The 15,184-nt window shown below is 37.2% G+C and carries 13 protein-coding genes; 5 read left to right on the top strand and 8 right to left on the bottom strand.

Annotated features, from left to right (window positions below):
* Window positions 1-11 precede the first annotated feature (11 nt).
* Entirely contained in the window at window positions 12-800 is a 789-nt protein-coding gene (locus ABJ955_RS08340) for a TPM domain-containing protein (RefSeq protein ID WP_347374128.1), read from the top strand.
* An 18-nt stretch (window positions 801-818) separates the two neighbouring features.
* A complete protein-coding gene (locus ABJ955_RS08335; protein WP_347374127.1) occupies window positions 819-1,322 on the top strand; it encodes a TPM domain-containing protein in 504 nt (167 codons plus the stop codon).
* A 36-nt stretch (window positions 1,323-1,358) separates the two neighbouring features.
* Here the strand turns inward: ABJ955_RS08335 and der are convergent, their stop codons facing one another.
* Together der and era are read right to left on the bottom strand one after the other, a co-directional pair.
* On the bottom strand, window positions 1,359-2,663 hold the full coding sequence (gene der, locus ABJ955_RS08330) for a ribosome biogenesis GTPase Der (RefSeq protein WP_347374126.1): 1,305 nt from the start codon (window positions 2,661-2,663) through the stop codon (window positions 1,359-1,361).
* A gap of 75 nt (window positions 2,664-2,738) precedes the next feature.
* Window positions 2,739-3,626 carry a GTPase Era gene (gene era, locus ABJ955_RS08325; protein ID WP_347374125.1) on the bottom strand — a complete coding sequence of 296 codons (888 nt, stop codon included), beginning with the start codon at window positions 3,624-3,626 and terminating at the stop codon, window positions 2,739-2,741.
* A gap of 100 nt (window positions 3,627-3,726) precedes the next feature.
* Here era and ABJ955_RS08320 point away from each other — a divergent pair, with 100 nt between their 5' ends.
* The 3 genes from ABJ955_RS08320 (at window position 3,727) to ABJ955_RS08310 (ending at window position 6,510) form a co-directional block, all read left to right on the top strand.
* Window positions 3,727-3,897, top strand: a complete 171-nt coding sequence (locus ABJ955_RS08320) for a DUF5522 domain-containing protein (RefSeq protein WP_347374124.1) — start codon at window positions 3,727-3,729, stop codon at window positions 3,895-3,897.
* 82 nt (window positions 3,898-3,979) lie between these two features.
* Window positions 3,980-5,962 (top strand): urocanate hydratase, encoded by a 1,983-nt coding sequence (locus ABJ955_RS08315; RefSeq protein ID WP_347374123.1) that lies wholly within the window; start codon window positions 3,980-3,982, stop codon window positions 5,960-5,962.
* An 11-nt stretch (window positions 5,963-5,973) separates the two neighbouring features.
* The gene (locus ABJ955_RS08310; protein ID WP_347374122.1) at window positions 5,974-6,510 is read left to right on the top strand and encodes a DUF4136 domain-containing protein; all 537 of its coding nucleotides are present in this window, start codon (window positions 5,974-5,976) and stop codon (window positions 6,508-6,510) included.
* Between the two features lie 73 nt (window positions 6,511-6,583).
* Here the strand turns inward: ABJ955_RS08310 and ABJ955_RS08305 are convergent, their stop codons facing one another.
* The 6 genes from ABJ955_RS08305 to ABJ955_RS08280 form a co-directional block, all read right to left on the bottom strand.
* Entirely contained in the window at window positions 6,584-8,194 is a 1,611-nt protein-coding gene (locus ABJ955_RS08305; protein ID WP_347374121.1) for a T9SS type A sorting domain-containing protein, read from the bottom strand.
* 331 nt (window positions 8,195-8,525) lie between these two features.
* On the bottom strand, window positions 8,526-10,118 hold the full coding sequence (locus ABJ955_RS08300) for a tetratricopeptide repeat protein (protein WP_347374120.1): 1,593 nt from the start codon (window positions 10,116-10,118) through the stop codon (window positions 8,526-8,528).
* A gap of 48 nt (window positions 10,119-10,166) precedes the next feature.
* Window positions 10,167-12,275 (bottom strand): thiamine pyrophosphate-dependent enzyme, encoded by a 2,109-nt coding sequence (locus ABJ955_RS08295; protein ID WP_347374119.1) that lies wholly within the window; start codon window positions 12,273-12,275, stop codon window positions 10,167-10,169.
* Window positions 12,276-12,417: 142 nt separating this feature from the next.
* Window positions 12,418-13,704: a dihydrolipoamide acetyltransferase family protein gene (locus tag ABJ955_RS08290; protein ID WP_347374118.1), complete on the bottom strand. Its 1,287-nt coding sequence runs from the start codon at window positions 13,702-13,704 to the stop codon at window positions 12,418-12,420.
* A gap of 41 nt (window positions 13,705-13,745) precedes the next feature.
* Window positions 13,746-14,342: a transferase hexapeptide repeat family protein gene (locus ABJ955_RS08285; RefSeq protein ID WP_347374117.1), complete on the bottom strand. Its 597-nt coding sequence runs from the start codon at window positions 14,340-14,342 to the stop codon at window positions 13,746-13,748.
* Window positions 14,343-14,421: 79 nt separating this feature from the next.
* Window positions 14,422-15,174: an enoyl-CoA hydratase/isomerase family protein gene (locus ABJ955_RS08280; RefSeq protein ID WP_347374116.1), complete on the bottom strand. Its 753-nt coding sequence runs from the start codon at window positions 15,172-15,174 to the stop codon at window positions 14,422-14,424.
* Window positions 15,175-15,184 lie beyond the last annotated feature (10 nt).

Here is a 15,184-nt window from a genome sequence, read left to right as displayed (position 1 = left end):
GAGAAAAATCAATGAAAGCATTTCTTCAGAAATATAAATTTTTAGTTGTTTTAGTTACTACATTATTTTTGTTTGAAAATGTTTCAGCACAATTTGAAATTCCAAAAAAACCCTCGAAAGAAACTTCGGTGTATGATTATATAGACCTACTTACTGCTTCCGAAAAAACAGCTCTTGAAAACAAATTGGTTCGTTATGCAGACTCCACTTCTACCCAAATTGTTTGCTTTATAATTGGTACTACAAAAGGAGAAGACATTTCAATGTTAGGCGCAGAATGGGGACAAAAATGGGGTATTGGTCAGAGTGGTGAAGACAATGGAATTGTAATAATTCTCGCAAAAGACGACCGCAAAGTAGACATCAATACCGGCTACGGAATTGAATACCGAATTACCGATTTAATGGCAGAGCGTATTATAAATCGCATTATGATTCCAGAATTTAAAACTGGTAATTTTTATTCTGGCTTAGACAAAGGAAGTGATGCTGTTTTTGCTGCGCTAAAGGGCGAGTTCAACGAAGACCGTGATTTTGGCAAGAAAGATGGCACGCCAATCCCTTTCTTTATTATTTTCATTTTTATTATAATAATCATTGCCCTAATTAGCAAAAACGGTCGCGGTGGAAATGGCGGCGGAGGCTTGCTAGATATTATTGTACTTAGCAGTCTTGGACGGGGCGGTTTTGGCGGCGGCGGTAGTTATGGTGGCAGCGGAAGCTTTGGTGGCGGCGGAGGCTTCGGCGGTGGTTTTGGGGGCGGCGGCTTTGGCGGTGGCGGTGCTTCTGGGGGTTGGTAATTTTTAATAGCATTTAAAATGAAATTTTCCTTAGCAGCTATTTTACTTTTCATTAGTGTTTTTTCATGTAAAAGTAAGGACCCTGAATTTTCAAATGCTTTTCAAAAAAACCCAAATGCCTTAGCTGTATCTGATTATTCAAATATCTTTTCAACATCAGAAAATCTTGTGTTAGCGACCAAGCTTGTTGATTACGAAGCTCTGACCACAAGACAAATAGCAATAGTAACGGTAGATTCAATTTCTCCCTATTCAAGCATTCAAGATTACGCAAGTGATTTAGGGAAGTATTGGGGTGTTGGTCAAAAAAACCTTGATAATGGTTTAGTTATTGTTTTCTCAAAACCCCTTAGTAAAATTGCTATAGCTTCAGGTTATGGAACTGAGAAAATTTTAACAGATGAAATCTGCAAGCGAATTATAGACAGTGTAATGATCCCAAAGTTTAAAGAAAAAAGTTATTATGAAGGAATCAATAATGGTATAGACTCCTTAATTCAACGATGGAATAAAGACATCTAAAAATTATTCGCATACACCCTATAAATGCAATACAAGTTATTTCTTCCTAAAATAAACTGTAATTGGCACTCCCGAAAAATCGAAGTTCTCACGCAACTTATTCTCAATAAAACGTTTGTATGGGTCTTTCACATACTGCGGAAGGTTACAGAAAAAAGCAAAACTTGGGTAGGGAGTTGGTAACTGCATACAGAATTTTATTTTCACATACTTCGCCTTATATGCTGGCGGTGGGTAGGATTGAATTATAGGAAGCATAACTTCATTCAATTCGCTTGTTTTAACTTTCTTGCTTCGGTTTTCATAAACCTCAACAGCCGTTTCAATAGCCTTATAGATACGCTGTTTTGTAAGTACCGAAATAAATACAATAGGTACATCAACAAAAGGTTCACATTGTTGACGGATGTATTTTTCGTAATCTTTTACACTACTGCTTTCTTTGTCTTCTACTAAATCCCATTTATTGGCAAGTATTACAATACCTTTATTGTTGCGTTGCGCCAACCAAAAAATATTTTCAACCTGTCCGTCAAAACCTCTAGTGGCGTCAAAAACCAGTATGATTACATCACAATGTTCAATTGCACGAACACTCCGCATTACAGAATAAAATTCTAAATCTTCTTTTACTTTACTCTTTTTACGAATTCCGGCGGTATCCACCAAGTTGAATTCAAAGCCAAAACGATTGTATTTTGTATCAATACTATCGCGTGTGGTTCCAGCAATATCGGTAACAATGTATCTGTCTTCTCCAATTAATGCATTGATAAACGACGATTTCCCTGCGTTCGGACGACCTACAACTGCAAATCGTGGTAACTCACTATTATCTTCCTCCTCTCTATCTGGTAGTGCTTTTACTAAATCGTCTAGCAAATCGCCAGTTCCACTACCGTTGATGCTTGAAATATTATATTGATTGTCGAATCCTAATGCATAAAACTCCAAAGCATCGTTTACTCTTGAAGCTGCATCAACCTTATTAATTGCTAAAAAAATAGGTTTCTTTGAACGGCGAAGTAATTTTGCTACCTCTTGATCCATTCCGGTAACACCACTTTCTACATCAACCATAAAAATAATGGCATCTGCTTCATCAATCGCAAGTTCAACCTGCTTATCTATTTCCGCCTCGAAAATATCATCACTCCCGCGTACGTATCCACCAGTGTCAATCAATGAGAAATCCTTCCCATTCCAGTCACTCTTTCCGTAATGACGGTCTCGCGTTACTCCACTAACGGCATCCACGATTGCTTCCCTTCTTTGGATCAATCTATTAAAAAAAGTGGATTTCCCTACATTTGGTCTTCCTACAACGGCAACAATGCTCATTTTCTTGATATTTTATTTTTGCAAAAGTAATGCTTTTACTTGAAGCAAATCCTTCGTATAGAATTGTTTGATGTTTTATTTTTGATTATAGCCAAATCTACGCAATTGGCGCTCATCACTTCTCCAGTTTTTATTGACTTTTACGTACAACTCTAAATGAATTTGTTTGCCAAAAAATTTCTCTAAATCCTTTCTGGCTTCCGTTCCTACTCTTTTTAAAGCGGTTCCTTTATGACCAATTACAATTCCTTTTTGGGTTTCACGCTCTACCATAATAACACTTCGAATTCTGATAATGTTTTCATCTTCAAAAAACTCTTCGGTATCGATTTCTACAGAATACGGAATTTCCTTTTTGTAGTGCATTAATATTTTTTCGCGAATGGCCTCGTTTACAAAAAATCGCTCCGGTTTGTCCGTCAACTGATCCTTAGGGTAGAACGCAGGTGATTCTGGCAACAATTCAATAATTCGATTGAAAACTTCGGGCACACCAAAGTTTTGAAGTGCAGAAATCGCAAAAATTTCGGCATTTGGAACTTTTTCTTGCCAAAGCTGAAGCGCTTCTGAAAGCAGTTCTTCATTACCTACATCTATTTTATTGATAAGAAGTAACACTGGAATTTTAGAATTTGTTATTTTTTTAAAAAATGCTTCATCCTTCAATTCCTTTTCACCCAATTCAACCAAATACAATAAAACGTCAGCGTCTTCAAAAGCAGATTTTACAAAATCCATCATACTTTCTTGTAATTGATAGGCTGGTTTTATAATTCCAGGAGTGTCACTCAATAAAACCTGAAAATCATCACCATTTACTATGCCTAAGATACGGTGGCGTGTAGTTTGCGCTTTTGAAGTAATTATAGAGAGCCGTTCGCCCACAAACGCATTCATAAGTGTGCTTTTACCTACGTTTGGGTTTCCTATAATGTTTACGAATCCAGCTTTGTGTTTTGTCATTTCTTTAAAATTGGTTTTGCAAATTTAAAGCTTAAATACTAATTCAACGGATTTGCATTGATTATAAAGCTTTCAATATTGAAATCCTTACTTTTGTGTAATGCTTTTCCCAAAGAAAAAAATAGAACTCGAAGAAGGCGATTATTACCTTACTCCCGAAGGCTACAAATGCTTTACAGAACAATATCACTTAAAACGCGGGTATTGTTGCGAAAGCGGCTGCCGCCATTGCCCTTATGGATTTAATAAAAAAACTGGGGGTAGAAAATAGGAGATAGGTATTGGATATTGGGTATTGGGTATTAGGAATTATTAATTGTATAGATGCATCGACCAAAAAAACACATATTACAATGACTTTTAAAGAACAACTAGCGCAAGGCATACCTTCAACACTTCCGAAGGCAAAACCCTACGACACAACAATAAATCACGCCCCAAAACGTAAAGACATTCTTACAAAAGAAGAAAAAGAGCTTGCACTTCGCAATGCACTTAGGTATTTTGAGCCAGAACATCATAGCACGCTATTACCTGAATTCCGTGAAGAGCTTGAAAAATATGGTCGTATTTATATGTATCGTTTTCGTCCCGATTATAAAATTTACGCGCGACCAATAGCAGAATACCCTGGTAAATCCACCCAAGCAAAAGCTATAATGTTGATGATTCACAACAATTTAGACTATGCCGTAGCTCAGCATCCGCACGAGCTAATTACTTATGGTGGTAATGGTGCCGTTTTTCAAAATTGGGCGCAGTACCTTTTGGTGATGAAATACCTGTCTGAAATGACCGACGAACAAACTTTGGCGGTTTATTCTGGACATCCACTTGGTTTGTTTCCATCCCATAAAGACGCCCCAAGAGTTGTGGTAACCAACGGAATGATGATTCCTAACTATTCTAAACCCGATGATTGGGAAAAATTCAATGCGCTTGGTGTAACCCAATACGGCCAAATGACGGCTGGAAGTTATATGTATATCGGTCCACAAGGTATTGTGCACGGTACAACAATAACCGTATTAAATGGTTTTAGAAAAATAAAGAAAGAACCTAAAGGAGGTCTTTTTGTAACCTCTGGGCTAGGTGGCATGAGTGGTGCTCAACCCAAAGCAGGTAATATTGCAGGTTGTGTTACGGTCTGCGCCGAAGTAAATAAAAAAGCTACAGAAACTAGACACAGCCAAGGGTGGGTAGATGAAGTTATTTCAGATATTAACGCGCTTTGTAAACGTGTAAAAGAAGCAACAGCAAATAAAGAAACTGTTTCTATTGCCTACGATGGGAATGTAGTTGAAGTATGGGAGAAATTTGCTGAAGAAAACATCCACATAGACCTTGGTAGCGACCAGACCTCGCTTCACAATCCGTGGGCTGGCGGATATTATCCCACTGGTTTAAACTATGAAGAAGCTAATGAAATGATGGCTAACAAGCCTGAACAATTTAAAGAAGAAGTCCAAAAAAGTTTACGCCGTCAAGTAGATGCTATCAACAAACATACTGCAGCCGGCACCTATTTCTTTGATTATGGAAATGCGTTTCTTTTGGAAGCTTCACGTGCAGGAGCCGAGGTGTTTGCAGAAGAAAAAAATAAAGAATTTAAATACCCATCCTATGTTCAAGATATTATGGGGCCAATGTGCTTTGATTATGGCTTCGGACCTTTTAGATGGGTTTGTGCTTCGGGAAAAGCAGAAGATTTACAGACTACGGACGAAATTGCTTGTGAAGTCTTAGAAAATTTAATGAAAAAATCTCCTGATGAGATTCAACAACAAATGCAGGATAATATAACGTGGATTAAAGGCGCACAGGAAAACAAACTTGTAGTCGGCTCACAAGCGCGTATCCTTTATGCGGACGCAGATGGACGCGTACAAATAGCAGCTGCTTTCAACAAAGCTATTTCAGAAGGAAAAATTGGCCCAGTTATTTTAGGGCGTGATCATCATGATGTTTCTGGTACGGATTCCCCCTATCGTGAAACTTCAAATATTTATGATGGAAGTAGATTTACAGCCGATATGGCTATTCAGAATGTGATAGGCGATAGCTTTCGTGGTGCAACTTGGGTAAGCATTCACAACGGTGGTGGCGTAGGCTGGGGCGAAGTAATAAATGGAGGCTTCGGTATGGTTCTTGATGGAAGTACAGATGCGCAACGACGTCTAGAGAATATGCTTTTCTGGGATGTTAATAATGGAATTGCAAGACGTAGTTGGGCACGAAATGATGAAGCTGTTTTTGCCATAAAAAGAGCGATGGATAACAATCCAAACCTAAAAGTTACGCTTCCGAATTTCGTTGATGATAATTTATTCACTTAACTATTATTACTATGAAAGCATTTAAATTTTTACCACTGTTGTTGCTTTTTATATTTACTTCTTGTTCCACCGTTCGCGTAGCAACAGATTATGATAAGGACGTAGATTTTAATCAGTATAATTCCTTCGCTTTTTTTAGACCAGGAATAGATAAAGCTGAAATTAGCGACTTAGACAAAAAAAGAATTCTTCGTGCCATTGAAGAAAATCTCCTTATTAAAGGTATGAGCAAATCTGAAACCCCTAACTTACTTGTTAGTATTTTTACCAAAGAACGTGAACGTATAGATATTTACAATAATAGTTTTGGGTATGGCTGGGGGTGGAACCCATGGTATTACGGAGGGTATAGTGGCAATATGGTCTCCAAATCAACAGAAGGCACGCTCTATATAGATTTAATTGACGCCAAAACAAATAAATTAGTTTGGCAAGGAATGGGTAATGCTGATTTGGTACTGAGTTCTATGGAAAAAAAAGAGGAGCGAATTCGAGAAATAGTTTCTGAAATTTTAACGAAATTTCCTCCAGGATCTTTAAAGAAGTAATAAAAAATAAAAAAGCCTTCCCGATATATTAGGAAGGCTTTTTTTTAAAAATAAAGTAGAGGAAACCATTTATTTACTGTTTAATAAGTTTTATTCCTTTTTGTATTCCTTCTTTTGAGAAAACGTTCATAAAATAAATCCCTGAATTCCAGTGTTGAATAGTAACATTGATTTTAGTATCCCCTTCATATTTAGCACTGTATACTTGTTGTCCTAGCACATTGTAAATTGAAATTGCATTAATGGGTGAACTACTTATAATATGCATCTTATCCTTTATTGGATTCGCAAAAGATATTGAGATATCTGAAAATTCTTCAATGCTAGCGGTGTCATCCGCTACATTTTGCGCATAGATTTTTTTACCATCCCCCTTGTCTTCTGCAAATACTGCTACACTTTGCTTTGCTGCTTGTCTGGTAAAATCGATTCTACTTTTTGATGCTGAAAATGTAGCTACAGGTCTTGTTTCTTCAGGCCAAGCAAAATCTCCGTTTTCATCAAGGTATACAGAGTGTAATGTTACTGGCGAAACACCCGTGTCTAATCCTTCTTTTATAATAAACAAAGGTGTGCTGTTATTTAGCTGAAGACTGCCTGCATGAATTTTCTCTGAAGCAATTGGAAATACAACTTTAGCATTATCTGTAAACTCGCGCGCTCCCGAATCTTTATCAAATTTTTGAACATACTCCCCTCTTTCACTCTGAGTTGCATTAGAATAAGTAGCTACAGACCAAATAAATTGTGAGCTAGGATCAAAAGCTATTTCTGTTTCCATTTCATAATCGGTTTCGCGTACGTCAAAATCAGAGCCATTTATACCCCAAGGCAAAGTTCCATCAGGATTTATACGCTGCAAATAAGAGTCAAAACGCAATCCTACCGAAGCATAATACCCCATATAAACTACATCGCCATCTTGAACTCCCTTGTACGAACGAATAAAAGAAGTCGCTCTATCTGAAATTTGAACAGCATTTCCCCAAACAGGAGCGCCATCTACATCGTATCGCTGCGCATATAAAAATGAGCTTATCCCCGTTGATAATTTATGGAAGACAGCTATATATTCTCCTCCCGAAACCTCAAAGAAATTTCCTGGTGCCGCAGCACCAGCACCCGTTGTCAATGGCTGATTTGCAGGCCATATTGCGACACCATTATCATCAAATTTTTGCATTACCGCACCACTTCCAGAAAGCCAGCTAACAATTGCACCTCCTGCTGAAAGCGGTAGGACAGTCACCACATTACCACTACCAACTTCAACTCCATTTGTACCCCATAAGTGATTGCCATTCGTATCCATCTTAAATACAAAAGCTGGATCTCCACTGGCTGTCCCTGTAGCACCTATATAAAGATTATCATTGGCATCTACTATTGAAGTCATTATTACAGTAGATGTACTCATAGATATTAGATCACTTACCAACATACCATCGCTACCAAGTGTTTGGTTGCCATCAGCATCTAAGACTTGCAAACGTAGCTCAATATGTGTTGGAGGCCCAACATTTTTCCAAAATACTACATAGGTTTGTCCATCAGAAGTACCTCGAGCCTGTACATCTAGTTCTCCAGATTCAGCTACAAGTGTATTTGCATCGGTATTGGAAGTCCATTGCGCAGAGGCAATAAAAATGGTTAAGAAACAGGTAATAGTAAAAAAATTCTTCATGATTTTTAGTTTAATTTGTTTGGCTTTTTAGTTGTGTTTTGATTATTGTCTAATTCTTGAATTATCTTTTTCAAAGCATTTTTTTTGTTTGTATTGTTTTCCAACATTTTGTCCAATGTAGATTTTTGTTTCTGCTTGTTTTTCATTCTTTGGGTCCCAATTGAAAACTTATCTAAAAGTAGAGACTGCATTTCAGCACACATAATTTTTCACCCTATCAAAAACACTCAACTATAAAAAACAACCATAGCATTAGCACTCAAAATTTGCTTTACAGCTGCATTTCAGTTATTTACGTTAAATTATTTTTTAAAAAGAAACTTTAAATAAACTATCCAAAAGTCGACAAGTAGACTGACAGATCCGTATGAGAATTAGTGATATTCAATTTTTTTCGGAGCCGGGTTCGGGCATTTTCGACAGATTTTAAAGACTGACCAGTAATTTGAGCAATCTCTTTTGAAGTAAGGTTTAATTTTAGCAGCGCACAAAGTCGCTTATCGCGCGAAGTTATACCTGGGTGTTTTTCAGACAAGTGTTTATAAAATGATTCATGGACTTGTTCAAAACGCAATTCAAATTCTTCCCAAACATTGCTTGAAGTGTCCCGCTTCAATCTTTTTACGATATAATCAATTGCGTTCTGGGTTTCTTTTTTAACCGCTTTTAGTTTTATTTTCTTTAAATCATTTAAAATATCCTCTATAATTTCGGTGCGATGCATTTCTATCATCGCTTTTCCTATAAGTTCTTTATTTTTCAACTGAAGGTTTGCATTGAGCTCCAATTGCTTTGCCGTTACAAGTTGTTTCTCTAGTTTGGCCCTTTTCAATTTATTACGAAACTTAACCAATAAAATTCCGAGGAACAGTAAAATTGCTAATAAAACAAGTAGTATTATATAATTACGCGAATGCTGTTTGCTTTCTTCGAGTTCCCTGATTTTTTCCTTATTGCGGTATTCTTCTCCAATCAATAATTTTTCAACATTTACACGTTTGTCCTCTAAGTTTAAAGTATCAGAGATGACCGTGTATTTTTCAAAGTAACGAGAAGCTGCCTCAAAATCATTATTAGTTAGGTATGACTTGTATAAAAGCTTAACCGCGCGTTGATGCTCAAAACTATATGGTGCAACACTATCTAAAATATTCACGGATTTTTTAGAATAAAAAATTGCCGAATCAGCATTTCCGATTTTTAAATAATATTCTGAAAATTCATCGTAGACCCAAGCTTTATTTTGAAGATTAGTTTTTGGAACTACTGAAGTAATAGCAAGATTGTAGTACTCCTTGGAAAGTTTGAAATCTTCTTTAAGCAGATAACATTTCCCAATATTAGTGTAGAGGTAAACCTTCAAATTTGGGTTTTCTATATTTTCTGCCAACTTCAGCGACTTTTTAAAATATAGTAAAGAAGAATCGACATCCTTTTCGAGCCAAATACGCCCCATATTGTTCAATATAGATGCAAGATGTAGACTGTCCTTATATATTTGTTGATAGCTGTAAGCTTTCCTGAAAAATTTGAGAGCACTTTCTTGATTTCCAGTTCGTGCGTATACTATGGCGAGATTATTATCCAGTTTAAACTTTTCCGAAGATGTTATTAATTCGTAGAACTCGTACGCTTTAAAGAAGTTTTCTAGCGCTATATCCAAAGCATCCTTTTCTGAATATATACCACCAACTGTTTGATAATAATTTGCCAATACATTTGGAGAGTTTACAGCAATTGCATTCTCTTTAGCAATGTCTATATAATAACGGGTGCGTTCCCAATCAATGTCTGCCAAGCCTGATGCTACTTTAAGGCTTAATATAGTTTTGTCTGCGGGCGAGGCAACCTTTGCCAAACTATCTACCAATACCGAAACTTCTTCTTGTGAAAAAGAAGAAGTTGTTTCAAGAATAAAAAGCAATAATATGAAAAGTTTATAATGTCTCACAACCCCCGAAGATACACAAAACTAATATTCGAATATTTGTAGAATTTTTTTCTTTACTTTTTCTGTAGAAGGTATCATTGTTTCTTCTAAAGTAGAGTTTAATGGAATGGCCGGCATATTTTCTGAACCAATTAGCATTACTGGCCCATCAAGTTCTTGAAAACATTCCTCTTGTATCCTTCCTTGAAGCCCTCTACTAAATCCATTGTCTGAAGGCTCTTCTGTTACAATTAAGCATTTACCACATTTTTTAACAGACTTAAATACCGTCTCGTAGTCTAAAGGGTGAAGTGTTCGCAGATCGACCACTTCAATCTTATCTTGCATTCCTAATTCTTCTGAAGCGTTCATTGCCCAATGCACTCCCATACCATAGGTAATTATTGAAAGGGTTTCTTCCGCTTCTTGTTTCCAGATTTCTTGTAAGACCCAAGCCTTCCCAAAAGGTAAAATATAGTCTTCATCTGGCATTACAGATGTTGCTCCCTTTGTACCTTTAACCTTACTCCAATAAAGTCCTTTATGTTCAAAAATTACTACAGGATTTGGGTCGTAATAAGCAGCTTTTAGCAAGCCTTTTAAGTCGGCACCATTACTTGGATACGCAATTTTAATCCCACGAATATTAGTCACCACACTTTCCACTGAAGAAGAATGGTAAGGTCCTCCGCTGCCATAAGCACCAATTGGGACACGCAAAATCATTGAAACAGGCCATTTTCCGTTAGAGAGGTAGCAACTACGAGATACTTCTGTAAAAAGTTGATTGAGTCCCGGCCAAATATAATCTGCAAACTGCACTTCTACGATTGGTTTTAATCCTACCGCACTCATACCTACGGTAGAACCAACTATAAATGCTTCTTGTATAGGCGTATTAAAAACACGATTGTCGCCAAACTTTTGGGCCAAGGTTGCTGCTTCTCTAAAAACACCTCCTAAACGCCCCCCTACATCTTGACCGTACAACAAACACTCTTTGTGCTTGGCCATCAATTCCTCTATTGCGAACAATGCGCAATCTACCATAACAACCTTTTCCCCTCCTTCTGGAGAACGAACACCAACTTCTTCGGTAATTTCTGTAGGTGCAAAATCGTGAGTAAATAAATCTTCTGGAGAAGGATCATCGGCTTTTAAGGCCTCATTTAAAGCCTTTCTAATTTCACTATTCGTTTCACTTTCTATTTTTTGAAGCTCTTTTTCTTCAAAACCATTATCGAGAAGTAATTTTTTAAGCTTAGGGTACGGATCACGGCTTTTTGCTTCTTCTAAATCATCGCGGTAAAATTCCATCCTAACACCAGAAGTATGGTGGTTTAGTAGAGGAACTTTAGCGTGTACTAAAAACGGTCTTCGTTCAGTTCTAATTTTTGAAATCACCTCTTTGATAGTAGCATAACTTTCTTCAAAATTGGTTCCGTCAATAGAAATTGCTTCCAAACCGTTAAAACCACGCGCATACTCAAATGCATCTTGGGCACGAGTTTCGGCTGCATTTGCAGATATATCCCAACCATTGTCTTGCACCAAATAAAGTATAGGCAGTTGCTTTAAAGCTGCCATCTGAAAAGCTTCCGCAATTTCTCCTTCGGTAACAGAAGCATCGCCAAGACTACAAACTACAATCCCCTTACCCTCTGTAGGAGGGGTTTCAAATGGCAAACCTTCTCCCTTAGAGAGAGTTTGAGAGAAGTTTTCTTTATACCAAAACCCCATTGCAACACCTGTTGCTGGAATAGCTTGCATACCTGTAGCACTACTTTGATGCGGGATTTTTGGCTTATCGGCATCGCGCAAACTAGGATGACTGTAATAGGTTCTCCCGCCAGAAAAAGGGTCATCTTTTTTGGCTAAAACTTGAAGCATTAACTCATAGGGTTTCATCCCTATAGCCAGCAACATAGAATCATCACGGTAATACGGAAACGCATAATCCTGTGGTAAAAGCTGCATCCCCACAGCTGTTTGTATTACCTCATGACCTCTAGATGTGGCGTGAACATATTTTGAAACTGTTTTAAAATTCTCTTCATAAACCTCCGTCATTGCCTTAGCCGTAACTAGGTTTTTAAAAGCTTTTTTAAGTATTTCTTTATCTTTAATGATATTTTCTTTTATATTTTCCATTGTTCAATTGTTGGACGGTTTAAACCACGATCACTTGCTTTGCAAGTCACACGATTCACGACCTTTCAAAACGTCTTTTTACTCATTTATTAGGATCAAATGTGTCCTAGCTCGTGTAGTTAACGAAGCGAACGGTCGTGGTTCAAAACTTCCTTTCTACATCAAACTGTTCCATATAATCTGCAATTCTTTTTAAGAAAGAGCCCGCCAAATACCCATCTACAATTCTGTGGTCAAAGGATAATGAAAGGTACATCATCTGTCTTATTTCAATAGTATCTCCATCTTCTCGCTCCATAACTTCGGCGCGTTTTTTAATAATACCAGTCGCTAAAATTGCTGCTTCTGGTTGATTAATTATAGGTGTCCCCATTAGGCTTCCAAAAGTACCCACGTTACTTATAGTAAAGGTACTGCCTTTAGTATCGTCTGCTTTCAGTTTGTTATCACGCGCTTTAACAACCAATTCATTTGTGGCTGATGCTAGTTCGTTAAGGTTTTTCTTAGCTGCATTTTTCACCACAGGAACAATTAAATTTCCTGAAGGTAATGCTGTTGCCATTCCAATATTTATTTCGTCTTTTACAATAATATTTGTTCCATCTAAGGTGGAATTAATCATTGGAAAATCTTTAATAGCTTTTGCTATACATTCAATAAACAAAGGAGTAAACGTGAGTTTTTCATTGTATTTTTTCTGAAATGCCTCCTTGTTTTTATTCCGCCAGCTAACCATATCTGTTAAGTCTGCTTCTACATAGGCCGTAACATGGGGTGCGGTGCTTGCACTAAAAACCATATGATCTGCAATCATCTGGCGCATGCGGTCCATTTCTACAATTTTTCCTTTGCCTTTATCAAATTTTAAATCGGGAATTTTAAATCCTGAAATCTCAGGAACAGCCTGTGCAAACTGAAATGGGCGGCCATTTTTAAGATATTCCGAGAGATCGCTCTTACGCAAACGCCCATCTTTTCCAGTTCCTGGAATTCGCGCCAACTCCTCATAGCTAATGTGGTTTTTACGCGCAATGCTATCTATTAAAGGCGAAATAAATACATTTTCATTTACTTTGAATGCAGTAGCATTCGAAACTTGTTTTTGTGCTTTAGGCGCTTCGGAAGCATTTTTATGCTCTACAATAGTAGTTTTTGAAGATTTTGATGTTTTTGATGTATGCTCTACATCAGAAAGTTCCAATACAGCAATAACTTCACCAACAGCAACAACGTCTTTGGCTTTGTAGTTTTGTTTCAGCATTTTTCCTGAAGCAGGTGCTGGCACTTCATTATCTACTTTATCTGTAGCTACTTCCAGAATAATATCGCCCGCTTCAAAAGAATCGCCTTCGTTTACGAGCCAATTAATAATTGTTCCTTCAGTAATAGATTCGCCCATTTTGGGCATTTTAAATTCTGTTTGTACCATAATATTTTACACACTACAAAATTTTGAAAATAGAGTAGGTTTTACTTTTTCTTGAATTCTTGTAAGGTTTTATAAAAATCTTCTTGTATTGGTCTATTTTCAGGAAGCTCTTCTAAAGGCTCCACTTCTCTTAAACTTTCGTGACAATCTGCAGGTAATTGTTGATACAATTGTGTTCCCGCAGTTTTCCATGCTATCATTTGATCTGAAACATCTTTTATTGCTTTAGCAGGATTACCAACAATTAATTTTCTACTGGCAAACTTCGCTTCGGCCTTCACAAAACTCATTGCTCCCACTATACATTCATCGCCAATTTCGGCATCGTCCATAATAACACTATTCATACCTATCAGGCAATTTCTACCCAAATTAGCTCCGTGAATAACAGCACCATGCCCTATATGAGCCCCTTCTTTTAAAACGATACGCTTTCCTGGAAACATGTGAACAGTACAGTTTTCCTGCACATTTACACCGTCTTCCAAAATAATCTCTCCCCAATCGCCACGAATAGCAGCTCCCGGACCTATATAACAGTTTTTTCCAATAATAACATTACCTGTAACAGCCGCTAATGGGTGTACAAAGCTACTTTTGTGAATAACGGGAATATGTCCTTTAAAAGAATAAATCATATTAAATGCAAAATTTCAAATCGAAAAATTAAATATGTAAAAACGCTATATTATTCAGTTTTACATAGTGTGGTTTATTTTACTTAAATCTCTTTAATGTTTCTTTTGTGAAATCACTTAACACCAATCTTCCACTAATTACAGCTCTTTCTGCCAATAATGTATCCCAATTTTCGGTGCCACTCCAAAACACTTTTTTCATCTCTTTCATAGCCTCTGGATTGTATGTACAAAGGTTTTCAGCAAAATTCTGAACAGCTTCATCTAATGCCTCTACGCTATCATACACCTCTGTATACAAGCCTTTTTGCTTTGCCCATTGGGCGTCGTAAAAGGTGTTCGCGTCTATAGCAATTTGGCTCATAGCACTCAGCCCAAGTTTACGTTCTACGGCTGGACCAACTACAAAGGGACCTATACCTACGTTGAGTTCACTTAACTTAATTGCTGCAAATTTTGTTGCCATACAATAATCTGTTGCTGAAGCTACTCCTACTCCACCGCCTACGGTTTTTCCTTGTATTCTACCTATAATAAATTTGGGGCAAGTACGCATAGCATTAATAACATTTGCAAAACCGCTAAAAAATATTTTGCCGGTTTGTGCATCGTTGATGTTTATTAATTCGCTAAAACTAGCACCAGCACAAAAAGTACGATCTCCCCCACTTTTTAAAACAATAACTTTCACTTCAGGATTATTGCCTGCGTCAGTAATTGTAGCTGCAAGTTTTGCCAGCAAATCTCCAGGCAAACTATTGTGCGCTGGGTGGAAGAATTCTATTGTTGCAATTCCGTTTTCTGTATTCTGTTTTACGTATGGTTTATCCATTGTTAAATAA

Source organism: Aequorivita sp. Q41, from assembly GCF_039831855.1.
Lineage (GTDB): Bacteria > Bacteroidota > Bacteroidia > Flavobacteriales > Flavobacteriaceae > Aequorivita.
This window is presented reverse-complemented; position numbering and strand designations above follow the sequence as displayed.

Bases quoted from the DNA above. Each gene is read 5' to 3' on its own strand.
- ABJ955_RS08310 (WP_347374122.1), top strand. From the start codon at position 5,974: ATGAAAGCATTTAAATTTTTACCACTGTTGTTGCTTTTTATATTTACT.
- ABJ955_RS08285 (WP_347374117.1), bottom strand. From the start codon at position 14,342: ATGATTTATTCTTTTAAAGGACATATTCCCGTTATTCACAAAAGTAGC.
- ABJ955_RS08280 (WP_347374116.1), bottom strand. From the start codon at position 15,174: ATGGATAAACCATACGTAAAACAGAATACAGAAAACGGAATTGCAACA.
- ABJ955_RS08320 (WP_347374124.1), top strand. From the start codon at position 3,727: ATGCTTTTCCCAAAGAAAAAAATAGAACTCGAAGAAGGCGATTATTAC.
- der (WP_347374126.1), bottom strand. From the start codon at position 2,663: ATGAGCATTGTTGCCGTTGTAGGAAGACCAAATGTAGGGAAATCCACT.
- era (WP_347374125.1), bottom strand. From the start codon at position 3,626: ATGACAAAACACAAAGCTGGATTCGTAAACATTATAGGAAACCCAAAC.
- ABJ955_RS08290 (WP_347374118.1), bottom strand. From the start codon at position 13,704: ATGGTACAAACAGAATTTAAAATGCCCAAAATGGGCGAATCTATTACT.
- ABJ955_RS08305 (WP_347374121.1), bottom strand. From the start codon at position 8,194: ATGAAGAATTTTTTTACTATTACCTGTTTCTTAACCATTTTTATTGCC.
- ABJ955_RS08340 (WP_347374128.1), top strand. From the start codon at position 12: ATGAAAGCATTTCTTCAGAAATATAAATTTTTAGTTGTTTTAGTTACT.
- ABJ955_RS08335 (WP_347374127.1), top strand. From the start codon at position 819: ATGAAATTTTCCTTAGCAGCTATTTTACTTTTCATTAGTGTTTTTTCA.
- ABJ955_RS08295 (WP_347374119.1), bottom strand. From the start codon at position 12,275: ATGGAAAATATAAAAGAAAATATCATTAAAGATAAAGAAATACTTAAA.
- ABJ955_RS08315 (WP_347374123.1), top strand. From the start codon at position 3,980: ATGACTTTTAAAGAACAACTAGCGCAAGGCATACCTTCAACACTTCCG.